22 protein-coding genes and 1 other RNA gene are annotated in these 22,003 nt (G+C 56.0%); 13 read left to right on the top strand and 10 right to left on the bottom strand.

Annotated features, from left to right (window positions below):
- Positions 1-7: 7 nt before the first annotated feature.
- A complete protein-coding gene (locus FN633_RS11880; protein ID WP_154057838.1) occupies positions 8-1,495 on the bottom strand; it encodes a UxaA family hydrolase in 1,488 nt (495 codons plus the stop codon).
- 17 nt (positions 1,496-1,512) lie between these two features.
- On the bottom strand, positions 1,513-2,925 hold the full coding sequence (gene uxaC, locus FN633_RS11875) for a glucuronate isomerase (protein ID WP_042390229.1): 1,413 nt from the start codon (positions 2,923-2,925) through the stop codon (positions 1,513-1,515).
- A 466-nt stretch (positions 2,926-3,391) separates the two neighbouring features.
- Between uxaC and FN633_RS11870 the strand changes: the two genes are divergently transcribed.
- The 10 genes from FN633_RS11870 (at position 3,392) to FN633_RS11825 (ending at position 10,156) form a co-directional block, all read left to right on the top strand.
- Positions 3,392-4,696 (top strand): MFS transporter, encoded by a 1,305-nt coding sequence (locus FN633_RS11870; protein ID WP_154057837.1) that lies wholly within the window; start codon positions 3,392-3,394, stop codon positions 4,694-4,696.
- Positions 4,697-4,825: 129 nt separating this feature from the next.
- Positions 4,826-5,602 carry a transcriptional regulator ExuR gene (gene exuR / locus FN633_RS11865; RefSeq protein WP_154057836.1) on the top strand — a complete coding sequence of 259 codons (777 nt, stop codon included), beginning with the start codon at positions 4,826-4,828 and terminating at the stop codon, positions 5,600-5,602.
- Between the two features lie 251 nt (positions 5,603-5,853).
- Positions 5,854-6,516: a DedA family general envelope maintenance protein YqjA gene (gene yqjA / locus FN633_RS11860; protein WP_042390225.1), complete on the top strand. Its 663-nt coding sequence runs from the start codon at positions 5,854-5,856 to the stop codon at positions 6,514-6,516.
- Positions 6,500-6,901 (top strand): EnvZ/OmpR regulon moderator MzrA, encoded by a 402-nt coding sequence (gene mzrA / locus FN633_RS11855; protein WP_154057835.1) that lies wholly within the window; start codon positions 6,500-6,502, stop codon positions 6,899-6,901. The genes yqjA and mzrA overlap by 17 nt, the downstream gene beginning before the upstream one ends.
- A gap of 151 nt (positions 6,902-7,052) precedes the next feature.
- A complete protein-coding gene (locus FN633_RS11850) occupies positions 7,053-7,421 on the top strand; it encodes a DUF1090 domain-containing protein (protein ID WP_154057834.1) in 369 nt (122 codons plus the stop codon).
- 33 nt (positions 7,422-7,454) lie between these two features.
- On the top strand, positions 7,455-7,766 hold the full coding sequence (locus FN633_RS11845; RefSeq protein ID WP_042390221.1) for an ElaB/YgaM/YqjD family protein: 312 nt from the start codon (positions 7,455-7,457) through the stop codon (positions 7,764-7,766).
- Between the two features lie 2 nt (positions 7,767-7,768).
- Positions 7,769-8,164 carry a phage holin family protein gene (locus tag FN633_RS11840; protein WP_154057833.1) on the top strand — a complete coding sequence of 132 codons (396 nt, stop codon included), beginning with the start codon at positions 7,769-7,771 and terminating at the stop codon, positions 8,162-8,164.
- 38 nt (positions 8,165-8,202) lie between these two features.
- Positions 8,203-8,463, top strand: a complete 261-nt coding sequence (locus FN633_RS11835) for a YqjK-like family protein (protein WP_042390679.1) — start codon at positions 8,203-8,205, stop codon at positions 8,461-8,463.
- Positions 8,464-8,695: 232 nt separating this feature from the next.
- Complete coding sequence (locus FN633_RS11830; protein WP_042390217.1) at positions 8,696-9,088, top strand: DoxX family protein; 393 nt, start codon at positions 8,696-8,698, stop codon at positions 9,086-9,088.
- Positions 9,089-9,169: 81 nt separating this feature from the next.
- Entirely contained in the window at positions 9,170-10,156 is a 987-nt protein-coding gene (locus FN633_RS11825) for a glutathione S-transferase family protein (protein ID WP_154057832.1), read from the top strand.
- A 36-nt stretch (positions 10,157-10,192) separates the two neighbouring features.
- On the opposite strand, the gene FN633_RS11820 is transcribed toward FN633_RS11825, so the two are convergent.
- The gene (locus tag FN633_RS11820) at positions 10,193-11,089 is read right to left on the bottom strand and encodes a LysR family transcriptional regulator (RefSeq protein WP_154057831.1); all 897 of its coding nucleotides are present in this window, start codon (positions 11,087-11,089) and stop codon (positions 10,193-10,195) included.
- 104 nt (positions 11,090-11,193) lie between these two features.
- On the opposite strand from FN633_RS11820, the gene FN633_RS11815 reads away from it, so the two are divergent.
- Positions 11,194-11,892, top strand: coding sequence for a pirin family protein (locus tag FN633_RS11815; RefSeq protein ID WP_154057830.1), 699 nt, complete (start codon positions 11,194-11,196; stop codon positions 11,890-11,892).
- 45 nt (positions 11,893-11,937) lie between these two features.
- Here FN633_RS11815 and FN633_RS11810 read toward each other — a convergent pair whose 3' ends face one another.
- Together FN633_RS11810 and FN633_RS11805 are read right to left on the bottom strand one after the other, a co-directional pair.
- Positions 11,938-13,242 (bottom strand): L-cysteine desulfidase family protein, encoded by a 1,305-nt coding sequence (locus FN633_RS11810; RefSeq protein ID WP_154057829.1) that lies wholly within the window; start codon positions 13,240-13,242, stop codon positions 11,938-11,940.
- 34 nt (positions 13,243-13,276) lie between these two features.
- Positions 13,277-14,605: an SLC5/6 family protein gene (locus FN633_RS11805; protein WP_154057828.1), complete on the bottom strand. Its 1,329-nt coding sequence runs from the start codon at positions 14,603-14,605 to the stop codon at positions 13,277-13,279.
- Between the two features lie 194 nt (positions 14,606-14,799).
- On the opposite strand from FN633_RS11805, the gene FN633_RS11800 reads away from it, so the two are divergent.
- The gene (locus FN633_RS11800) at positions 14,800-15,276 is read left to right on the top strand and encodes a DUF1493 family protein (RefSeq protein WP_341805685.1); all 477 of its coding nucleotides are present in this window, start codon (positions 14,800-14,802) and stop codon (positions 15,274-15,276) included.
- 59 nt (positions 15,277-15,335) lie between these two features.
- Here FN633_RS11800 and rnpB read toward each other — a convergent pair.
- The 5 genes from rnpB to FN633_RS11775 all read right to left on the bottom strand — a co-directional run bounded on the left by rnpB (position 15,336) and on the right by FN633_RS11775 (position 20,006).
- Positions 15,336-15,717, bottom strand: an RNA gene (rnpB, locus tag FN633_RS11795) — RNase P RNA component class A.
- Positions 15,718-15,749: 32 nt separating this feature from the next.
- Complete coding sequence (gene garK / locus FN633_RS11790) at positions 15,750-16,895, bottom strand: glycerate 2-kinase (RefSeq protein WP_154057827.1); 1,146 nt, start codon at positions 16,893-16,895, stop codon at positions 15,750-15,752.
- A 61-nt stretch (positions 16,896-16,956) separates the two neighbouring features.
- Positions 16,957-17,847: a 2-hydroxy-3-oxopropionate reductase gene (gene garR, locus FN633_RS11785; protein WP_154057826.1), complete on the bottom strand. Its 891-nt coding sequence runs from the start codon at positions 17,845-17,847 to the stop codon at positions 16,957-16,959.
- A 30-nt stretch (positions 17,848-17,877) separates the two neighbouring features.
- On the bottom strand, positions 17,878-18,648 hold the full coding sequence (gene garL / locus FN633_RS11780; RefSeq protein WP_042390201.1) for a 2-dehydro-3-deoxyglucarate aldolase: 771 nt from the start codon (positions 18,646-18,648) through the stop codon (positions 17,878-17,880).
- Between the two features lie 26 nt (positions 18,649-18,674).
- Entirely contained in the window at positions 18,675-20,006 is a 1,332-nt protein-coding gene (locus tag FN633_RS11775; RefSeq protein WP_042390199.1) for an MFS transporter, read from the bottom strand.
- Positions 20,007-20,414: 408 nt separating this feature from the next.
- Between FN633_RS11775 and garD the strand changes: the two genes are divergently transcribed.
- Positions 20,415-21,986 carry a galactarate dehydratase gene (gene garD, locus FN633_RS11770; RefSeq protein WP_042390197.1) on the top strand — a complete coding sequence of 524 codons (1,572 nt, stop codon included), beginning with the start codon at positions 20,415-20,417 and terminating at the stop codon, positions 21,984-21,986.
- The last annotated feature ends 17 nt before the right edge of the window (positions 21,987-22,003 follow it).

Below are 22,003 nucleotides of genomic sequence, written 5' to 3'. Positions count from 1 at the left end.
AAAACGCTTACAGCGTCACACCACTCTTAAAAATCGCCAGCTCGCGGAACTCGTTGCGTTCGTTGCAGGTCTGTTTGCCGTTAGCGATCTCAACGATGGTATCCACAAACTCGGTCAGCACCTGCGGCATCAGTTTGCCGTGGATCAGCTGACCAGCATCGAAGTCGATCCAGTGTTTTTTCTTCGCCGCCAGCTCGCTGTTGGTGGCAATTTTCACCGTCGGTACAAAACCGCCGTAAGGCGTACCGCGTCCGGTCGAGAAGAGCACCATATGGCAGCCCGCGCCAGCCAGAGCGCTGGTAGCAACGGCGTCGTTACCCGGCGCGCTCAGCAGGTTCAGACCGTGGGTTTTCAGACGCTCGCCGTAGCGCAGCACGTCAACCACCTGGCTGGCCCCCGCTTTCTGGGTGCAGCCCAGCGACTTCTCTTCCAGAGTGGTAATGCCGCCCGCTTTGTTACCCGGCGATGGGTTCTCATAGATAGGCTGGTTGTGGGCGATAAAGTACTGTTTGAAGTCGTTCACCATGGTGACGGTTTTTTCAAACGTGGACTCATCGCGGCAGTGGCTCATCAGGATCTGCTCGGCACCAAACATCTCCGGCACCTCGGTCAGCACGGTCGTACCGCCGTTACCGATCACGTAGTCGGAGAAGCGGCCCAGCATCGGGTTGGCGGTGATGCCAGAGAGGCCATCGGAACCGCCGCACTCAAGACCAAATTTCAGCTCGCTCAGCTTGCCCGGTTCACGTTTGTCGTTACGCATCGCGTTATAGAGCTGATGCATATGCTTAAGGCCCGCTTCCACTTCGTCTTCCTGGTGTTGGCAGACCATAAAGTGGACGCGGTCCGGGTCGAAATCGCCCAGCGTTTCGCGGAACACATCAACCTGGTTGTTCTCACAGCCAAGACCAATCACCAGCACCGCACCCGCGTTAGGGTGGCGCACCATGTTTTGCAGCATGGTGCGGGTGTTGACGTGATCGTCCCCAAGCTGGGAGCAGCCGTAGGTGTGGCTGAACAGGAAGACGCCGTCGGTGCCTTCAGCATTCTGCGTCTCTTTTAAAAAACGGGTCTGGATCTGACGAGCGATGCCGTTAACGCAGCCCACGGTCGGCAGGATCCACAGTTCATTGCGGATCCCCACCTCGCCGTTGGCCCGGCGGTAGATCTCAACGTCACGATCTGCCGCCTGCGCCTGCACAGCCTGAAGATCGGGTTGATAGCTATACTCGTCCAGATCGCTCAGATTGGTGCGCGCATTGTGAGAGTGAATGTATTCACCCGCTGCGATATCTGCCGTGGCGTGGCCAATCGGAAGACCGTATTTCACCACGTTCTGCCCCTGCGGGATGGGCTGCAGGGCAAACTTATGCCCGCGTCCCACCGGCTGGCGCAGCTGCACGGTGTGGTTATCGACAGAAATTTCCGCGCCTTCCGCCAGGTCAGCCAGGGCGACTGCGACGTTATCTAGCGAATGGATCTTGATGTATTGCATATCAACCTCAAACGGCCTTAGTTCAGTTCAATCGCAAAGTAATCACGCGCATTGTTAAAGCAGATATTTCTCACCATCTCGCCCAGCAGCTGGATATCTGCCGGAGCTTCCCCGGCGGCGACCCAGCGGCCAATCATCTGGCACAGGATGCGACGGAAGTACTCGTGACGGGTATAGGAGAGGAAGCTGCGGCTATCAGTCAGCATACCCACGAAGCGGCTTAACAGGCCAAGCTGTGCCAGCTGGGTCATCTGACGCTCCATGCCATCTTTCTGATCGTTAAACCACCAGCCGGAGCCGAACTGCATTTTGCCCGGCATACCTTCACCCTGGAAGTTGCCGATCATGGTCCCCAGCACTTCGTTATCGCGCGGGTTCAGGCAGTAAAGAATGGTTTTCGGCAGCAGGTTCTCTTCGTTCTGCTTGCTCAGCAGCTTAGAGAGCTCTTCCGCCATCGGACGGTCGTTGATGGAGTCGAAGCCGACGTCTGGCCCCAGCAGTTTGAACTGGCGCAGGTTGTTATTACGCAGCGCGCCGATGTGGTACTGCTGTACCCATTCGCGACGAGCATACTCTGCGCCGAGGAAGACCAGCACGGCAGTTTTAAACTGCGCCACTTCATGTTCGCTCAGTGTTTCGCCTGACAGACGACGGGCAAGAATGCTGTCCAGCTCGGCCTCGCTCGCTTCGGCAAACAGCACCACGTCCAGCGCATGGTCAGAGACTTTACAGCCGTGGGCGGCAAAGTGATCCAGACGCTTGGTCAGCGCGGATTGCAGATCGCTAAAGCGGCGGATGTCGGTATCAGAGACTTCACCCAGCTTCGCCATGTAGTCGTTAAAGGTCGCCAGTTCAATGTTGAACGCCTTATCCGGACGCCAGCTCGGCAGCACTTTGATGCTGAAGTCGGTGTCTTTGGCCACGCTGGCGTGATGCTCCAGAGAGTCAATCGGATCGTCGGTGGTGCCGACCATCTTCACGTTCATCTGCTGCATGATGCCACGCGCGGAGAATTTATCCTGCGCCAGCAGCGCATTGCCCTGCTCCCAGATCTCATCGGCAGTTGCCGGAGAGAGCAGCTTACCTGTAATACCAAACGGGCGGCGCAGTTCGAGGTGCGTCCAGTGGTATAACGGGTTGCCAATGGTGTGCGGTACGGTAGCTGCCCACGCGTCAAACTTCTCGCGGTCAGAGGCATCGCCGGTACACAGGCGCTCAGGCACGCCGTTGGTGCGCATCGCACGCCACTTATAGTGATCGCCTTTCAACCAGATGTCATACAGGTTTTTAAAACGGTAGTTGTCCGCAATCTGCTGCGGCGGCAGGTGGCAATGATAGTCGAAAATCGGCTGATCTTTCGCGTAATCATGGTACAGACGGCGAGCAAATTCAGTATCCAGCAGGAAATCTTCGGTCATAAAAGCGGTCATTATCGTCTTCCTCTAAACGAGAGCGTTAGATGCGTACGTTCAATGCTGACAAAGTTATCACACCAATTTCTATAGACCGAAGATATTTTCGTGAGTTAGATCAATAAACGCTGACAAAAAATTTACCCTTAAGGGAGTAAATTTGCCGCTAACCCGCGCCAGCTCTGGCTTTGCTGGCGCGGAATAAAGCCCACACAGAGAAAAGCACTTTTGTGATGTCACTCACCTTTTAAAGTTGTATGACAAGTTATCTTTCTGCCGTCGCGAAACATATACCGACGGAATGCATTACAGGTGATTTATCACTGAGTTTACCGGTACGGATACCGACTTGTGCACGCACACTGATGGCAAGGTCCGGGCCGTTTCGGGAGTTACTCCCGGCTACGCCCCCCGTTACACCTCCCCCGGCTCGATCCGGAGAAGGGCCGCCTAAGGCGGAAATAACATAACGATGAGGTTTTACATGCGTAAAATTAAAGGGTTACGTTGGTACATGATAGCGCTGGTGACGCTGGGCACCGTGCTTGGCTACCTGACCCGTAACACCATTGCAGCGGCTGCGCCAACGCTAATGGAAGAGCTGCACATCTCCACGCAGCAGTACTCGTACATCATCGCGGCTTATTCCGCCGCCTACACCATCATGCAGCCGGTTGCGGGCTACGTGCTGGACATTCTGGGTACCAAAGTAGGTTATGCCGTCTTTGCTGTGACCTGGGCAATCTTCTGCGGTGCGACGGCGCTGGCAGGCAGCTGGGGTGGTTTAGCGCTGGCACGTGGTGCAGTCGGTGCCGCTGAAGCTGCGATGATCCCGGCAGGCCTGAAAGCCGCCTCCGAGTGGTTCCCGGCGAAAGAGCGTTCTATTGCCGTAGGCTACTTCAACGTCGGCTCCTCTATCGGAGCGATGATTGCACCGCCGCTGGTGGTATGGGCAATCGTCATGCACAGCTGGCAGCTGGCGTTCGTTATCTCCGGCGTGCTGAGCTTTGCCTGGGCAATGGCCTGGCTGATTTTCTACAAACACCCGCGCGATCAGAAAAAATTAACTGAAGAAGAGCGTAGCTACATCATTGGCGGTCAGGAAGCACAGCACCAGACCAACAATGGTAAAAAAATGACCGTCTGGCAGATTCTGGGTACCCGTCAATTCTGGGGCATCGCCCTGCCGCGTTTCCTGGCAGAGCCAGCCTGGGGTACCTTTAACGCCTGGATCCCGCTGTTCATGTTTAAAGTCTACGGCTTTAACCTGAAAGAGATCGCGATGTTCGCCTGGATGCCTATGCTGTTCGCAGACCTCGGCTGTATCGTTGGGGGTTACCTGCCGCCGCTGTTCCAGCGCTGGTTTGGCGTGAACCTGATCGTCTCCCGTAAAATGGTTGTGACCATGGGTGCGGTACTGATGATTGGCCCTGGCATGATCGGCCTGTTCACCAGCCCGTATGTGGCGATTGGCCTGCTGTGTATCGGCGGCTTTGCTCACCAGTCTCTGTCTGGTGCGCTGATCACCCTCTCCTCTGACGTGTTTGGTCGTAACGAAGTGGCGACTGCTAACGGTCTGACCGGTATGGCGGCCTGGACGGCGAGCACCATGTTTGCTCTGGTGGTCGGTGCGCTGGCAGATACCATTGGCTTCAGCCCGCTGTTCGCCGTGCTGGCCGTGTTCGACGTGATGGGGGCTATCGTTATCTGGACCGTGCTGAAGAGCAAGTCCGCTGCCGAGCTTGAGGAAGAGAAGCGAGCCGTCGGTGGCCCTGCCGCCCAACACTAATAGAATTTAATAACGCATTTAACACCCAGCCGCCCGCACTATTCGGGCGGCTTTTTCATTACTGATATGGTGAGAATTTAGGAAAAGTGGTATAACAAATCTATCTATCCTGTCTCGCCTGGAGCGCATATGGAAATCACCGAATCACGCCGTTTATATCAGCAGCTGGCCGCTGAGCTAAAGAGCCGCATTGAGGCCGGCGTGTATCTTGTCGGTGACAAACTGCCTGCCGAGCGTTTTATTGCCGATGAGAAGAGCGTGAGCCGCACCGTGGTGCGCGAAGCGATCATCATGCTGGAAGTTGAAGGCTACGTCGAAGTGCGCAAAGGCTCGGGTATCCATGTCATCTCTAACCAGGCGAAATATCAGCAGATCTCAGACGAGTCTATGGAGTTTGCTAACTACGGTCCGTTTGAGCTGCTACAGGCTCGCCAGCTTATTGAAAGTAATATTGCCGAGTTTGCCGCTACCCAAGTGACCAAACAGGACATTATGAAGCTGATGGAGATCCAGGATAAGGCGCGGCAGGAGAAGTGCTTCCGCGACTCAGAGTGGGATCTCCAGTTCCACGTTCAGGTGGCGCTGGCCACGCAGAATACCGCCCTGGCAGCAATCGTAGAAAAAATGTGGACTCAGCGCATACACAACCCGTACTGGAAAAAACTGCACGATCACATTGATGCCCGCACCGTAGACAACTGGTGTGACGATCATGACCAGATCCTTAAGGCGCTGATTCGTAAAGATCCGCATGCGGCGAAGGTAGCGATGTGGCAGCACCTGGAGAACACCAAGCTGATGCTGTTCAATGAAACCAGCGACGACTTTGAGTTCAACGCTGACCGCTATCTGTTTGCTGAAAATCCGGTGGTTCACCTCGATACTGCCGCAACTGCCGTGAAATAACACCCTTCTCTTTTTGCCGCGGGCGCTGGTGCGCCTGCGCTTTGCAATCAATAACATAACGCGGTCAGTAACCGTATAGAGTGTCAGCCTTTGTAAAAACCTTTGTCACTCCCCTCCCCGGCAAGCAAAATCAATTCCTAAAATACGTATTTTCAGTGACGCAGATCTCTGGCGTTTGTTACAATTAGATGCAATTTCTTTCCAGCGACGTTAACCCCGATATTCGTTAACCGATGTACCAGGAACACTGAATGGAACTACTTACCCAGTTACTGAACGCTTTATGGCACCAGGATTTCGAAACGCTGGCGAATCCTTCCATGATCGGCATGCTCTATTTTGTTTTATTTATGATTTTGTTTCTGGAAAACGGCCTGCTGCCAGCGGCATTTTTACCGGGTGATAGCCTGCTGGTGCTGGTAGGCGTCCTGATTGCCAAAGGGGCAATGGGATATCCGCAAACGATTTTGCTGCTTACCGCCGCCGCTAGCCTCGGCTGCTGGGTAAGCTATATCCAGGGACGCTGGCTCGGTAATACGCGTATCGTACAGAACTGGCTATCACATCTGCCTGCACATTATCACCAGCGGGCACATCATATGTTCCATAAGCATGGGCTCTCCGCGCTGCTGATTGGCCGCTTTATCGCCTTTGTACGCACGCTGCTGCCGACCATCGCCGGTCTTTCCGGCCTGAGTAACGCCCGCTTTCAGTTCTTTAACTGGATGAGCGGCCTGCTGTGGGTGGTGATCCTTACGACCTTTGGTTATCTGCTGGGCAAGACGCCCGTGTTTCTCAAATATGAAGATGCGTTAATGTCCTGCCTGATGCTGCTGCCGGTGGTGCTGCTGGTAATAGGGCTGGTTGGCTCGCTGTTCGTTTTATGGAAGAAAAAATATGGAAATCGGCAGTAAGCTACGTTCGCGGCGCGCACTCATACATCAGTGCGCCTTTGCGCTGGCCGCCATTATGCTCTTTACCCTGCTCTTTGCTGGCTGGGCTACCCTCCAGCAGCGCGAGTCGACGCTGGCCATTCGTCCGGGTAACCAGAGCGTCAGCGTGCCGGACGGCTTCTCCGTTTGGCACCATCTCGATGCCAACGGGATCCGCTTCAAAAGCATCACGCCGAAAAATGACACCCTGGTCATTACCTTTGACTCCAGCGCCCAAAGCGCGGCGGCAAAAGTGGTCTTAGACCGCACTCTGCCGCAGGGCTATATCATCGCCCTTCAGGACGACGACGACCAGACGGCAGCCTGGCTTACCCGCCTGCGCGATACACCTCACCGTCTGGGTTAACCTTCTACTAATCCGAATCTTTTCACTTACTTTGGTGATCTTCGCGTTTACTTACTATGCTTGAGTAGACGGGAACAGTGTCACTCTTTTACTGACTACATTATCGGCATTTCATGGTGATATGCCGCTTAAACAAGGGAAAGTTATAAGAATGAGATACCGCATCGTACTGGCGTTAAGCCTTTTGTCTTTGAGCGCCGCTTCGCAGGCCGTATCGCTTTGCCAGGAGAAAGAACAGGATATCCTGCGCGAGATCAGCTACGCCGAGAAGCATAACAATCAGAGCCGCGTTGACGGACTGAACACCGCGCTTAAAGAGTTAAAAGCCAACTGCACCGACAGCAAGCTGCGCGCAGATCACCAGAAAAAAATTGCTGAACAGAAGGAAGAGGTTGCTGAACGTCAGCAGGATCTGACTGAAGCACAGCAAAAAGGCGATGCGGATAAAGTGACCAAACGTGAACACAAGCTGAAAGAGGCGCAGGAAGAGCTGCGTACGCTTGAGGCCCGTGATTATTAAAGGAAGTTACCACTCGCTCACCTGGAGAGAATTATGTCTAAGTCTAAAGATACTACTGCCGATCATCTGCGCGCTGAGTTGAAATCCCTGACGGATACCCTGGAAGAGGTATTAAGTAACTCCGGGGACAAATCGAAAGAAGAGTTGAGTAAGCTGCGTACCAAAGCAGAGCGCGCTCTGCACGAAAGCCGCTATCGTCTGGGTGAAACCAGCGATGTCATTGCTAAACAAACCCGTGAAGCCGCCACGCGCGCCGATGAATATGTGCGCGAGAACCCGTGGACTGGTGTAGGGATTGCCGCTGCAGCCGGTGTGGTGCTGGGCGTGCTTCTGACGCGACGCTGATTATGGCTGACTTACGTCACACAAGCGGGCCAGGCAAAAGCGTCCTGGGTATTGGGCAACGCATTATGACCATCCTTGTTGAGATGGTCGAAACGCGTTTGCGACTGGTCGTGGTAGAACTGGAAGAAGAGAAAGCTAACGTCATCCAGATGCTCCTGATGGTGGGGCTTACCATGTTGCTGGCCGCCTTTGGCCTGATGAGCCTGATGGTTCTCATCATCTGGGCTATCGACCCTCAATACCGTCTTAACGCGATGATCGCTACCACTGTGGTTCTGCTGGTAGGCGCTATCATCGGCGGTTTCTGGACAATGCACAAGGCTCGACAATCAACGTTCCTGCGCCATACGCGTAGCGAGCTGGCTAACGATCGTTCTCTGCTGGAGGAGGATAAATAGTGAGCAGTAGTAAAGCGGAGCGTCTTAAGCGCAAAGCGATGCTGCTAAGCCAGATCCAGCAGCAGCGCCTCGATTTGACCGCCAGTCGTCGCGACTGGCTAGAGACGACGGGTGCTTACGATCGTGGCTGGAATACCTTCCTCAGCCTGCGGTCGTGGCTGCTGGTGGGCAGTAGCCTGTTGGCGGTGCGCACCGTTCGCCATCCCAACATGATGCTGCGTTGGGCGAAACGCGGGTTTGCCGCGTGGAGCACCTGGCGTCTGGTTCAGACCACGCTCAAGCAGCAGCGCCTGCGTTAATTACCAACATGCACCGGCCCACGCAGCGTGTAGGCCGGTGCAAGCGTAGCGCCGCCCGGCGTGACCGCAAAGCTATCAATCATATTATTTGATAAAGATTGACAGTTTTCCTTGCTAACAATCTCTCCCCGCCGCGTTTATTATCCTCTCCATCGACAGCGAACGAGCCGCATGTGCCCGCCAGCGCTGGAAAAATAACATTTTTGAACCTTAGGGTTTTCTGGAGAGTAAAATGAAAAAATTAGAAGATGTTGGTATTCTGGTAGCGCGTATTCTGATGCCAATTCTGTTCATTACCGCTGGCTGGGGCAAAATCACCGGTTATGCCGGCACGCAGCAGTATATGGAAGCGATGGGCGTACCGGGCTTCATGCTGCCGCTGGTTATCCTGCTTGAGTTCGGCGGCGGTCTGGCGATCCTGCTTGGTTTCCTGACCCGCACCACCGCGCTGATTACCGCCGTCTTTACGCTGCTCACCGCATTCCTGTTCCACAGCAACTTTGCTGAAGGCGTGAACTCCATCATGTTCATGAAAAACCTGACCATCGCAGGCGGCTTCCTGCTGCTGGGTATCACCGGTCCAGGCGCGTTTAGCATCGACCGCGTTCTGAATAAAAAGTGGTAAGGCTTCTATACTGAAAGCAATTCAAGGCGGGGAGAGCGAGCTCTTCCCGCTTAACCTTTTTCCGGCAGTAAGGAGAGCACCATGGGACAGCTTATTGACGGCGTCTGGCATGACGTCTGGTACGATACGAAGTCGACAGGCGGACGGTTTAAACGCTCGGAGTCCGCGTTCCGTAACTGGCTAACCGCTGACGGCGAAGCAGGCCCGACGGGCGAAGGTGGTTTTGCACCTGAGAAAGATCGCTACCATCTCTACGTCTCCCTCGCCTGTCCGTGGGCGCACCGCACGCTGATCCTGCGCACGCTGAAAGGCCTTGAGCCGTTTATTGACGTGTCGGTAGTTAACCCGCTGATGCTGGAGAGCGGCTGGACCTTTGATGATAGCTTCCCTGCCGCCACCGGCGACAAGTTCTATCAGCACGATTTCCTCTATCAGCTCTATCTTCACGCCGACCCGCACTACACCGGGCGCGTCACCGTGCCGGTGCTGTGGGATAAGAAAAACCACACCATCGTCAGCAACGAATCTGCGGATATTATTCGCATGTTCAATACCGCTTTTGATGCGCACGGCGCGAAAGCGGGTGACTACTATCCGCCCGCGCTGCGGGGACAGATTGATGAGCTGAATAGCTGGATCTACGATAACGTGAATAACGGCGTCTACAAAGCCGGATTCGCGACCAGCCAGGAAGCCTACGATGAAGCGGTAGAGAACGTCTTCTCTTCTCTGGCACGACTGGAGCAGATCCTCGGCCAGCACCGCTATCTCACCGGGAATCAGCTCACGGAGGCGGATATTCGCCTGTGGACGACGCTGGTGCGCTTTGACCCGGTCTACGTGACGCACTTCAAGTGCGATAAGCACCGGATCAGCGACTATCTGAACCTGCACGGTTTCCTGCGCGATATCTATCAGCTGCCGGGCATTGCCGAAACCGTCGACTTCGCCCACATTCGCAACCACTACTACCGCAGCCATAAGACCATCAACCCGACGGGGATCATCTCCATCGGACCATGGCAGGATCTGGACGAGCCGCACGGGCGCGATATTCGCTTCGGCTAAGCTATCAGGGCACCTTCAGGGTGCCCTTTTTATGTCCTATTTCCCGGCAAAAAGCTTGGGGATCTCCCGCAGGCACCAGGCCTTCGCCTCGCCCATGCTGTCGCGCCGCCAGGCCATAATGATATCCACCTCGCTGGTGGATTCCGGGCTGACCACCCGCAGACGTCCTTCGGCAATATCCTGTTCCACCAGCGGATAAGGCATGGTGGCTACTCCTAGCCCGGCCAGCAGCGCGTTGCGCTTATCCTCCAGGCTGCTTACCGTCAGGCGCGGCTGCTTGTCCAGCAGCTGTACGGTAAGTACCGGACGCTCGCGGGCGGTATCAGCCACCGCAACGCCGCGATATTTCACTCGCGTCACCTCAGAGAGCGGCTCTGGCTCCTGGTGGATCGGATGATCCGGTGCGGCGACGTAAACGTTGAGAAGCGTATAGAGCTTGCGCGAGTTGATCTCTGACGATGAGCGGAAGTGCATATCCGGGGCGATAACGATATCCGCCCGGCCCTGCTCCAGACGCTCCCACGCCCCTGCCAGCACTTCGGTAATGATGGAGAGTTGAGTATTGGCTTTCGTCGCCAGTCTCTCTACCAGGGGGAAAAACGCAGGGGTGGGGACCAGCGCTTCGCTCACCAGCGTCAGGTGCGTCTCCCAGCCACGGGCCAGCGCCTCGGCATCGGTAGTCAGCTTGTCGGCGGCCTCCAGCAGCACGCGTCCCCGCTCCAGCAGCATGCGCCCAACGTTGGTAAATTTTGTCCGGTGCCCGGAGCGGTCGAAGAGCACTACGTCCAGCTCCTCCTCCAGCTTCTGCATGGTATAGCTCAGGGCGGAAGGTACCCGGCCCAGCTCATCCGCCGCTGCGGCAAAGCTGCCGCGTCTGTCTATGGCGTCCATGACGCGCAATGCTTCGAGCGTCAACGCTCTATCTTTAGCCATCTCGTTCTCATTCAGGAAATTTGAACATACCGGGCAGAATATCTGGCTAACAATGCAGCGTCCATACCTTTACCATTGATTTAGTGTAAAGAGAGGTCAGAATTATGATAACTACCAGAACAGCCAAACAGTGCGGACAGGCCGATTTCGGATGGCTGCAGGCCCGTTACACCTTCTCCTTTGGACACTACTTTGATCCTAAGCTGTTAGGTTATGCCTCCCTGCGGGTGCTGAACCAGGAGGTACTGGCCCCCGGAGCATCGTTCCAGCCGCGTACCTATCCTAAAGTGGATATTCTCAACCTGATCCTTGAGGGCGAGGCCGAGTACCGCGACAGTGAAGGTCATCATGTACAGGTGAAGGCGGGAGAAGCGCTGCTGATAGCCACCCAGCCGGGGATCAGCTACAGCGAACACAATCTGAGCAAAGATAAGTCCCTGACGCGGATGCAGCTCTGGCTGGACGCCTGCCCTGAACGTGAGAACGCGCCAGTGCAAAAGATTGCCATTGCGGGCCAGCAGCAGCTGCTGGCTTCCCCCGACGGGGAGGATGAGAGTATGCAGCTCCGCCAGCAGGTCTGGCTGCACCATATTGAACTGGACGAGGGCGAGCAGCTCAGCTTTCAGCTCCATGGCCCGCGAGCCTACCTGCAATCCATTCACGGCAGGTTCCATGCTCTGACGCCCCAGGAGGAGCAGAAGGCGCTTACCTGCGGCGACGGGGCGTTTATTCGCGACGAGGCCAATATCACGCTGGTAGCGGATACGCCGCTGCGGGCCCTGCTGGTTGACCTGCCTGTTTAACAATGAATCGCCGGGTGGCGGCTTCGCCTGACCCGGCCTACGGTTTCAGACCTTATGCGCCATAATGTCGATGATCTGCCGGTCGGTGGCCTGCATAGCATGGCAGGCCAGGGCGCAGAGGTTAGCGATCGACTGCTCAACATCGTGCGCCACAATCCCCTCATTGCCGGTCACGGCGGTCTCGTCCAACGCCATCAGCACGGCTTTCCATGCTGACGAGACGCTGGTCGACACTTTCATCGCGCAGCTGTTGGATGCGCCATCGCAAATCATACCGCTGACGTCGCCGATCATACTGCTGATAGCCCGTGCAAGGGTGTCATAGCGTCCGTCCAGCAACCACGCCATTCCTGCTGCCGCCCCCATGGCTGCCGTCGTCGCGGCGCATAGCGCGGAGAGACGCGGCAGCTGGTGATGGATATAGATCGCGCTAAGATGGGAAAGCATCAGCGCACGGGCCAGCCGCTCTTCGCCCTCACCTAAAGACTCAGCCACGACCACAACCGGCAGCGTGGCAGCGATCCCCTGGTTGCCGGAGCCTGAGTTGCTCATTGCTGGCAGGGACGCACCGCCCATTCGTGCGTCTGAGGCGGCGCTGGTGCGGATCACAATCGCCGAAGAGAGATCCTTTGCCAGCAGGCCGCGATCGGTCTGTTTTTGTAGCGTGGTACCGATGTGCAATCCCCACTCCCGGGCCAAACCTTCCCGGGAGAGCGCATCGTTTAGGCGGGCCGCCTCAAGGATAAAGCGGATCCGCTCAAACGGGGTTTGCTCAATGAAGGCCAAGATGTTGCGCAGCGTTGTCTGTGACAGCGCCACCAGCGGATCCTCGTCACGCTCCCCCTCCTGATCGCAGCGTTGGAAAACCGTCTCGCCCTGCTTTTCGATCCTTACAACACGGGTATGATCGCCTTCGATCGTCACGCTGGCGTTGCTATTCGCCGTATAGACGCAGGCACGAGCATAGAGGATATCATTGCACGGCTCCTGTAGCCTGACGCATACCCGCCCTTCGGCAAGCATCGTTTTGGCATTCGCTATTGCCTCTGGCGATGCGGCTTTGAGTACCTCCAACCCGGCGGCGGCATCGCCTCCGAGCGCGCCGAGGGCAGCGGCAATCGGCAGCCCCACCATGCCCGTTCCCGGCACGGTGACACCCATACCGTTTTTCAGCAGGTTAGGCGAAACATAACACACCACGCGCAAGATCTCGCCGGAGAGCTGCGCGGCGGCGGTGGCGCTGGCCAACGCTAGCGCGACTGGTTCGGTACAGCCCAGCGCGGGCTTAACCTCCTGCTGTACAATCTCAATAAACCGATCCCAAATCGGGTTACATTTTGCATCTGACATAATAACGTCCATCTATTTTATTAATTTAATTGCATCAGGCGAAGGCCAACAGCGGTGAAATACAGAGCAGCAGACCGGTGATAATAATGATCTTCAGCGACAGGCCTTTGTACTTGTGCAGAGCTGGCACCTTATAGACCAGCCAGGCGGGAATTAAACAGCCGATCAGGCCGAAGATGGGGCTACAGATTGAGGTGAAGCTCAGCACTGGCGCATTAAGGACAATGGCGCTCCAGGCCAGCAGAATGGCAAAGATCATGATCCCGCCCTGGACATATCGCTCATCAAACTGCCGGGTCGGGAATTTACGCCGCAGCAGATTCATGACGATGCCGTGGGTCGCCTCACGGAATCCGAGATAGACGCCAAAGAAGGCAGTCATCACGGCAAAGATATTTAAGATCACGCTGACCACTTTTACCCAGCCTTCGCCATCACCGCTAATAAACTGTGCAGCAATCGCCAACGCAGAGATATTTTGCTGGTAGGCTTTTACCGCTTCATCGTGGCCCATTGCCAGGGTGAATGAAACGGCGTAGAAAAAGACGGTGATAAACAGAATGGCAAAGGCAATATTCATTGCCCGTAGTGCCTTATAGCGAGCAACCTCAACGGATTTCTCTTTAGCACGGTAGGAGATAACCATCGGGCTGAGGGTCTGAATAAACAGAATCGAAGTCAGGGTAAAAGGCAGCGTAATGATAGCGTTCTTTACCAGCAGGCCCGCGGGCGGTAGCGTCCCGGCATTGTAAAGGTGCCATAGTCCCACCATACTCAGCCCTAGCGCTGCGACCACCAGCAGTTTGGTCAAGACCATCAGGCTCGATACCTTAAACAGCAGCTTCTCACCACGTGAGGAGATGGCAACCAGGATGCAGATCAGCACCAGGCCATAGAAGGGGTTATCTGAGAGCAGCCCTTGGGTGACACCAAAGGTATGGAGGTAGGAGGCGCTGTCGTTGGTGATGGCGGTGGAGTAAACGAACATCCAGATCACCAGCATGATAAAGTAGAGCGCACCTAACAGGACGCCCCAATTTTTACCTAAATAACCGCTAATGACGCTGGGATAATCTTTGCACTCCGGCGACTCCGCCAGCGTGTTAATAAACAGTCGTTGAAAGAGATACATTGCCGGGTAGCCAATAATAGAGGAGAGCAGAAACACCCACAGCCCCATTAATCCCACCTGTACCGGTAGAAAAACAATGCCCGCACCGATGGCCATCCCGATGCTCATAATAACCCAGCCCGTGTCGGTGCCGTCGAATTTAATGGCCTCGCGCCACGCCTGCTCCGTCATGCCCGCTTTTTGGGCTGCTGATGATGTGCCTTGCATCACATCACTATTATTAGTAATCATAACGCTCTCGCTTATTAGTGTAAGGACAGATTTTATTATCGACGCCGCTAATATCACGGCTATTGGTATAAATTAATCGTAATCAGGAAGTGGGAGAAAAACTTGGCTATTACTTAATTTGAATGGGATAATTTGAGAAACACCCGTTGCGTTTGCATCTAAATTAATAAAAATATTCTAACGCGAGTGTATGTGTGAAAGGGATCACGCAGGATTATTTGTCCATAGAATGCCGGGCGGCGCTGCGCTTGCTCGGCCTACAGAACATGCCCGACCGTAGGCCTGCACAGGCGGCCGTCGGGCAGATGAAAAGGCGGGATAATATGGTAAATGATATCGAAAACGCGGTTACTGAGTGGTATGAAACGACCTATAACAACAAGCCACTGTTTGCCAAAACCAAGCCTGTGCTAACGCTTGAGACAAGCCTCTCTACGGGCAAATACCCTTGGGCACGTGAAACAGGAGATGAGATTATGAAAGACTATTTTCAGCGCTTCAACGTTGATAGTAGCCGCTTTCATTTCCTCTCATACTGGCCTTATGAAAAAGGGATTCTGCCTAACTTTCTTCGTACGGCGTCCCAACAGATCCCAGAGGTGCAACCTAAACCGCTCACGCTTCAGATGCTGATTGAGTCAGCGAAAGCGGGCCGCTGGCTGTATGATTGATCCTAATTTGTCGTGACGTTAAAAACAAAAAACCCCGCCGAGGCGGGGTTCTGTGTAAAGAGTGAAACTGACCGATAAGCCGGGTTCTGTCGTGGACAGTCATTCATCTAGGCCAGCAATCGCTCACTGGCTCAAGCAGCCTACCCGGGTTCAGTACGGGCCGTACCTTATGAACCCCTATTTGGCCTTGCTCCGGGTGGAGTTTACCGTGCCACGGACTGTTACCAGCCGCGCGGTGCGCTCTTACCGCACCCTTTCACCCTTACCTGATCCCACTTGCGTGGGCCATCGGCGGTTTGCTCTCTGTTGCACTGGTCGTGGGCTGTGACACCCCCCAGGCGTTACCTGGCACCTTGCCCTATGGAGCCCGGACTTTCCTCCCCTCCGCCCGTCTCCCCCGAAGGAGGACGACGACGAAGCGGCGACTGTCTGGTCAGCTTCGGCGCGAAGTATAGAGGGTTTAGGCTCCGCTGTCACCCCTCCGTCAACATCCCGACCCGCAGGGTGGCGGCAATGTTGCGTGAAGCGCGGTAGATATTGTCGAATGCGCCACGGAAGGCCTCTTCCAGCGTGCCGATGCTGGTCAGCACGCTAAACACCGCATCGATGCCGTACTGATGAACAACGCCCACGTCGTGGGTCAAGCTGCCCGCAATGCCAATCACCGGCTTATGGTATTTCCTGGCAACCTTCGCCACGCCCACGGGCACTTTGCCGTGAATACTCTGGCTGTCGATTCGCCCCTCGCCGGTGACCACCAGCGTACAGTCGTGAATATGCTCTTCCAGGTTCAGCGCCTGGGTAACGATCTCAATGCCGCTGCGGAGCTCCGCGCCAAGGAAAGCCATCAGCGCCGCGCCCATACCGCCCGCCGCGCCCGCACCCGGCACCGCGTTAACATCTACGTGCAGGGATTTTTTAATCACGTCGGCATAGTGGCTGAGGTTGTTATCCAGCTCAACGATCTGCGCGTCGGTAGCCCCTTTCTGTGGGCCAAAGATACGTGATGCGCCCTGCTCACCCGTCAGGGGATTGGTAACATCGCAGGCGACGCGGATAGTGCATGAGGCCAGACGCGGATCCAGCCCGCTAATATCGATGGTGTTGAGGCTCATCAAGCTGCCTCCGCCGTGGCCAATCTCGGTGCCGTTGGCATCGCACAGCTTCGCGCCCAGCGCCTGGACCATGCCTGCGCCGCCGTCGTTGGTGGCGCTGCCGCCAATACCAATAATGATATTGCGCGCGCCGTGCTCCAGCGCGCACAGGATCAGCTCCCCGGTGCCGCGCGAGGTAGTAATCAACGGGTTACGTAATTCAGGGGGAACGAGAGCCAGCCCGCTCGCGGCGGCCATCTCGATAAACGCGGTGTTACCGTCGCCGGACATGCCCCAGCGGGCGTCTACGCGCTCGCCCAGCGGGCCGGTCACCGACGCCGTATGCTCCGCGCCTTGGGTAGCGGCGATCATCGCCTCAACCGTGCCTTCGCCACCGTCAGCGACCGGAACGGAGACGTAGTGTGCATCCGGAAAAATTTCCCGAAATCCTTTTTCTATCGCCTGAGCTACCTCGGTAGCAGACAGGCTTTCCTTGTAAGAGTCTGGGGCGATCACGATTTTCATATCAGTAGCCTGTTACTGCACGCGGCATAGATGCCGGGCGCGTCTCCGCGCCCGTTTTTTGTTAGCGAGAGATCTCTACTTTCGCCAGTTTTTCGTAGTAGCACGCAAGGGCGCTATGGTCGTCGTTGCCGTGACCGTCAGCGCGCAGCGCCTGCATCATCTCCATCACCGCCGCGGTCAGCGGTAGCTGTGCGCCTACGCCGTGAGAGGTATCCAGCGCGTTAGCCAGATCCTTGATGTGCAGATCGATACGGAAGCCCGGCTTGAAGTTACGATCCAGCACCATTGGCGCTTTCGCCTCCAGCACGGTGCTGCCGGCCAGGCCGCCACGGATAGCCTGGAATACCAGATCCGGGTTTACGCCAGCCTTGGTTGCCAGACTCAGGGCCTCAGACATGGCGGCAATGTTCAGCGCCACGATCACCTGGTTTGCCAGCTTGGTGACGTTGCCTGCGCCGATGTCGCCGGTATGCACCACCGAGCCCGCCATCGCTTTCAGCAGGTCGTAGTATTTATCGAATAGCGCCTTGTCGCCGCCCACCATCACGGAGAGCGTGCCGTCGATCGCTTTTGGTTCGCCGCCGCTAACTGGCGCATCGAGCATCTGTACGCCTTTCGCCTTCAGCGCGTCGCTGATTTCACGGCTGGCCAGCGGTGCGATAGAGCTCATGTCGATCAGCACGGTTCCCGCTTTCGCCCCTTCGATAATGCCGCCTTCGCCCAGCGCCACCTCTTTTACGTGCGGGGAGTTCGGCAGCATGGTGATGATCACATCACACTGCTCGGCAATCTCTTTTGCCGTGGAAGCAGTTTCTGCACCGGCGGCAATCACTTCAGCAATAGCCTCAGGATTACGGTCAGAAACCACCAGCGAGTAACCGGCTTTAATGAGGTTTTTACTCATTGGTTTACCCATGATGCCCAGGCCAATAAAACCAACTTTCAGTGTCATATTGCGTCTCTCTCTTCAGTTCGGTGGTGGTTATTTCTTAAATGAATCAGCTAAACGCTGGGTTCCGGCGCGGAATACGCCCAGGTCACTGCCTACGGCGACGAAGGTTGCGCCCCACTCCAGGTAACGGCGCGCATCCGCCTCTACTGGCGCGAGGATGCCGCTCGGCTTACCGTGTGCTTTCGCACGGGCAAAGATGTGCTGAATGCAGCGCTGGACTTCCGGATGTGATGCGTTGCCTAAGTGACCCAGCGCGGCGGCCAGGTCGCTTGGGCCAACGAAGATCCCATCCACGCCGTCGGTAGCGGCGATGGCATCAACGTTATCTACACCCTGCTGGCTCTCAATCTGTACCAGAATGGTGATGTTCTTATTCGCCTGGCCGAAGTAGTCCGGCACGGTGCCAAACATGTTGGCGCGATGGGAGACCGATACGCCGCGAATGCCTTCCGGCGGGTAGCGGGTAGAGGCCACCGCCAGCACGGCTTCCTCTTCACTCTCGACAAACGGGATCAGGAAGTTGTAGAAGCCGATATCGAGCAGGCGCTTAATGGCAATCGGATCGTTAGCCGGGGCGCGAACCACCGGCGCGCTGCTGCTGCCCTTGAGGGCCATCAGCTGCGGGATAAAGGTGGTGACATCGTTCGGCGCATGTTCGCCGTCGAGTACCAGCCAGTCAAAGCCCGCCAGGCCCAGCACCTCGGTGCTGATTGGGCTTGCCAGCGCGGACCAGCAGCCAATCTGAATCTGATGCGCTGCCAGCGCAGCCTTGAATTTGTTTGGGAAGATATCGTTAGTCATCATCTATACCTTGAAGTAACCGTTGCTTAATTCCGCAGTTCCATACGCTTGATGTCGCCCACCACGAACAGGTAGCAGAACATCGCCATCAGGGCTGAACAGCCGACGAACACCAGAGCAGCGTTAAAGGAGTGCAGCTCGCTGACCAGGTAACCAATTACCAGCGGGGTGACAATGGAGGCCACGTTGCCAAACACGTTAAATACCCCGCCGCACAGTCCAACAATCTCTTTTGGCGCGGTATCGGAGATCACCGGCCAGCCGAGGGCACCAAACCCTTTGCCAAAGAACGCCAGCGCCATCAGCGTGACGACCAGGGTGGTGTTATCGGTGTAGTTACACAGAATGATGCTCGACGCGAGCAGCATGCCCAGGACGATAGGCAGCTTACGCGCCAGGGTGATGGTTGCGCCACGTTTGATCAGGTGATCCGAGAAGACCCCGCCCAGCACGCCGCCAGCAAAGCCGCACAGCGCCGGAATGGATGCCACCAGACCCACTTTAAGAATCGACATCCCTTTCTCCTGCACCAGGTAGATAGGGAACCAGGTGAGGAAGAACCAGGTGATGGTATTGATAAAATACTGGCCGAAGAACACACCCAGCATCATGCGGTTGGTCAATAATTGCTTGATGTAGTGCATTTTAGGACCCGCAACAGCCGCCCCCGGCTTTTTATGGTCCATATCGACCACTGCACCGCCCTTGGTGATGTACTCCAGCTCGTTGGCGGACATGTTCGGGTGGTCGGTCGGGTTATGGATAAACTTCACCCACATGCCGGTCAGCACAAAGCCAATCACGCCCATCACCGTAAACACATGCTCCCAGCCCCAGGCGAAGGTCAGCCAGCCCAGCAGCGGGGAGAAGAGTGCCAGGGAGAAGTACTGGGCAGAGTTGAAAATAGCCGACGCCGTACCGCGCTCTTTGGTCGGGAACCACGCGGCAACGATGCGGGCATTCGCCGGGAATGAGGGAGCTTCAGAGAAACCCAGCATAAAGCGCATGATGAACATCGACACGCCAGCCCAGGCCAGCGGGAAGACATCAACAAACCCTTGCAGGAAGGTGAACAGCGACCAGAAAAAGAGGCTGTAGGTGTACACTTTCTTCGAACCGTAGCGGTCCAGCAGCCAGCCGCCGGGGATCTGCATCAGCAGGTAGGCCCAGCCGAAAGCGGAGAAGATGTAGCCCATGGAGACGGCGCTGAGCTGCAGCTCTTTGGCAACTTCGGTCCCGGCGATAGAGAGGGTCGCGCGGTCCGCATAGTTAATCGCCGTAACGATAAAGATAATGAGCAAGATTAAATAGCGGGTGGGCATACCCTTTTTTGACTCAACGGCAGTATCCAATATCATTTATTTATCCTCGGTACGGTACTCTATTTTTATATTTTTATGAGGTGTATTTTCCTGATTATTTATCGATAGCAGGCAATATCAGTTAACTAACCAGATGCAATGAAAGCGTGAATCAGTATAATCAGGCCCCAACTATCTCGCATTGTATCCATGCTCAATTAACACGTAAATTTTGGCGAATATATTGAGCATATGCACAACTGTCTGGGCGCTGATCCACAGATTTAGGCATTAGCCCTGCCGCCAGGCCTGCTACAGCAATAATGAGTGATCTGGATCACATTCTTAATCGGGAACTCCTGACACTATTTATTCCATAGCAATGTTGTTTATTTCAGATAACAAGAAACACGATACTCATTTTCCCGTTTTTGTTATCCCATACCTGGCGGAGAATAGTGGACAATGGCCGACATCGAAATTAGACAAGAATCACCGACGGCGTTTTATATTAAGGTTCATGAGACCGATAACGTGGCGATTATTGTCAATGACAATGGCTTAAGAGCCGGGACCCGTTTCCCGGATGGGCTTGAACTGATTGAGCATATCCCGCAGGGACATAAAGTCGCGCTGGTGGATATTCCCGCGCACGGTAACATCGTCCGCTACGGGGAGGTGATCGGCTATGCGGTGCGCGATATTGCCCGAGGCAGCTGGATCGACGAATCCACCGTGGAGCTACCTACAGCGCCGCCGCTGAATACCCTGCCTCTGGCAACCAAGGTGCCAGCGCCGCTGCCCGCCCTTGAAGGATATACCTTCGAAGGCTACCGCAACGCCGACGGCAGCGTCGGTACCAAAAACCTGCTCGGGATCACCACCAGCGTGCACTGCGTCGCGGGCGTGGTGGACTACGTGGTCAAAATTATTGAGCGCGACCTGCTGCCGAAATACCCCAACGTGGACGGCGTGGTTGGCCTCAATCATCTCTACGGCTGCGGCGTGGCGATCAACGCCCCGGCGGCTGTGGTGCCTATTCGCACTATCCATAACATCGCCCTGAACCCAAACTTTGGTGGCGAAGTGATGGTGGTTGGCCTGGGCTGTGAGAAGCTCCAGCCGGAGCGCCTGCTGCAGGGAACGGAAGATGTGCAGGCCATCCCCGTCGACAGCGCCAGCATCGTTCGTTTGCAGGATGAGCAGCACGTCGGCTTCCGCTCGATGGTGGACGATATTCTTCAGGTTGCCGAGCGCCACCTGATCAAGCTGAATGCTCGCCAGCGCGAAACCTGCCCGGCTTCGGAGCTGGTGGTGGGCATGCAGTGCGGCGGCAGCGACGCCTTCTCTGGCGTGACGGCGAACCCGGCGGTGGGCTACGCCTCTGACCTGCTGGTCCGCTGCGGTGCGACGGTGATGTTCTCGGAAGTCACCGAGGTGCGCGATGCTATCCATCTGCTCACCCCGCGCGCCATCAATGAAGAGGTGGGCAAGCGCCTGCTGGAAGAGATGGCCTGGTACGATAACTATCTCGACATGGGCAAAACCGACCGCAGCGCCAACCCCTCTCCGGGCAACAAAAAAGGCGGCCTCGCCAACGTGGTTGAAAAAGCGCTTGGCTCGATTGCCAAGTCTGGTCAGAGTGCCATTGTGGAAGTGCTCTCCCCGGGCCAGCGCCCAACCAAGCGCGGCCTGATCTACGCGGCTACCCCTGCCAGCGACTTTGTCTGTGGTACTCAGCAGGTAGCCTCCGGGATCACCGTTCAGGTGTTCACCACCGGGCGCGGTACGCCGTACGGCCTGGTGGCGGTGCCGGTTATCAAGATGGCGACCCGTACCGAGCTGGCTAACCGCTGGTACGATCTGATGGATATCAACGCCGGGACGATCGCGACCGGGGAAGAGAGCATTGAGGACGTGGGCTGGAAGCTGTTCCACTTTATCCTCGACGTCGCCAGCGGCCGCAAGAAAACCTTCTCGGACCAGTGGGGCCTGCACAACCAGCTGGCAGTGTTTAACCCGGCTCCGGTGACGTGATAGAACGATTGTAGACT

It is taken from the genome of Pseudescherichia vulneris, assembly GCF_902164725.1.
GTDB classification, from domain to species: Bacteria; Pseudomonadota; Gammaproteobacteria; order Enterobacterales; family Enterobacteriaceae; genus Pseudescherichia; species Pseudescherichia vulneris.
The sequence above is the reverse complement of the archived record's forward strand: the minus strand, read 5'-3'. Positions and strand labels throughout refer to the sequence as shown.

Coding starts and splice junctions, on each gene's coding strand:
- FN633_RS11825 (WP_154057832.1), top strand. CDS start 9,170: ATGGGACAGCTTATTGACGGCGTCTGGCATGACGTCTGGTACGATACG.
- mzrA (WP_154057835.1), top strand. CDS start 6,500: ATGGAAATCGGCAGTAAGCTACGTTCGCGGCGCGCACTCATACATCAG.
- garR (WP_154057826.1), bottom strand. CDS start 17,847: ATGACACTGAAAGTTGGTTTTATTGGCCTGGGCATCATGGGTAAACCA.
- FN633_RS11880 (WP_154057838.1), bottom strand. CDS start 1,495: ATGCAATACATCAAGATCCATTCGCTAGATAACGTCGCAGTCGCCCTG.
- uxaC (WP_042390229.1), bottom strand. CDS start 2,925: ATGACCGCTTTTATGACCGAAGATTTCCTGCTGGATACTGAATTTGCT.
- FN633_RS11840 (WP_154057833.1), top strand. CDS start 7,769: ATGGCTGACTTACGTCACACAAGCGGGCCAGGCAAAAGCGTCCTGGGT.
- FN633_RS11850 (WP_154057834.1), top strand. CDS start 7,053: ATGAGATACCGCATCGTACTGGCGTTAAGCCTTTTGTCTTTGAGCGCC.
- FN633_RS11815 (WP_154057830.1), top strand. CDS start 11,194: ATGATAACTACCAGAACAGCCAAACAGTGCGGACAGGCCGATTTCGGA.
- FN633_RS11830 (WP_042390217.1), top strand. CDS start 8,696: ATGAAAAAATTAGAAGATGTTGGTATTCTGGTAGCGCGTATTCTGATG.
- FN633_RS11835 (WP_042390679.1), top strand. CDS start 8,203: ATGCTGCTAAGCCAGATCCAGCAGCAGCGCCTCGATTTGACCGCCAGT.
- garD (WP_042390197.1), top strand. CDS start 20,415: ATGGCCGACATCGAAATTAGACAAGAATCACCGACGGCGTTTTATATT.
- yqjA (WP_042390225.1), top strand. CDS start 5,854: ATGGAACTACTTACCCAGTTACTGAACGCTTTATGGCACCAGGATTTC.
- FN633_RS11775 (WP_042390199.1), bottom strand. CDS start 20,006: ATGATATTGGATACTGCCGTTGAGTCAAAAAAGGGTATGCCCACCCGC.
- FN633_RS11870 (WP_154057837.1), top strand. CDS start 3,392: ATGCGTAAAATTAAAGGGTTACGTTGGTACATGATAGCGCTGGTGACG.
- exuR (WP_154057836.1), top strand. CDS start 4,826: ATGGAAATCACCGAATCACGCCGTTTATATCAGCAGCTGGCCGCTGAG.
- FN633_RS11820 (WP_154057831.1), bottom strand. CDS start 11,089: ATGGCTAAAGATAGAGCGTTGACGCTCGAAGCATTGCGCGTCATGGAC.
- FN633_RS11810 (WP_154057829.1), bottom strand. CDS start 13,242: ATGTCAGATGCAAAATGTAACCCGATTTGGGATCGGTTTATTGAGATT.
- FN633_RS11805 (WP_154057828.1), bottom strand. CDS start 14,605: ATGATTACTAATAATAGTGATGTGATGCAAGGCACATCATCAGCAGCC.
- FN633_RS11845 (WP_042390221.1), top strand. CDS start 7,455: ATGTCTAAGTCTAAAGATACTACTGCCGATCATCTGCGCGCTGAGTTG.
- garK (WP_154057827.1), bottom strand. CDS start 16,895: ATGAAAATCGTGATCGCCCCAGACTCTTACAAGGAAAGCCTGTCTGCT.
- garL (WP_042390201.1), bottom strand. CDS start 18,648: ATGACTAACGATATCTTCCCAAACAAATTCAAGGCTGCGCTGGCAGCG.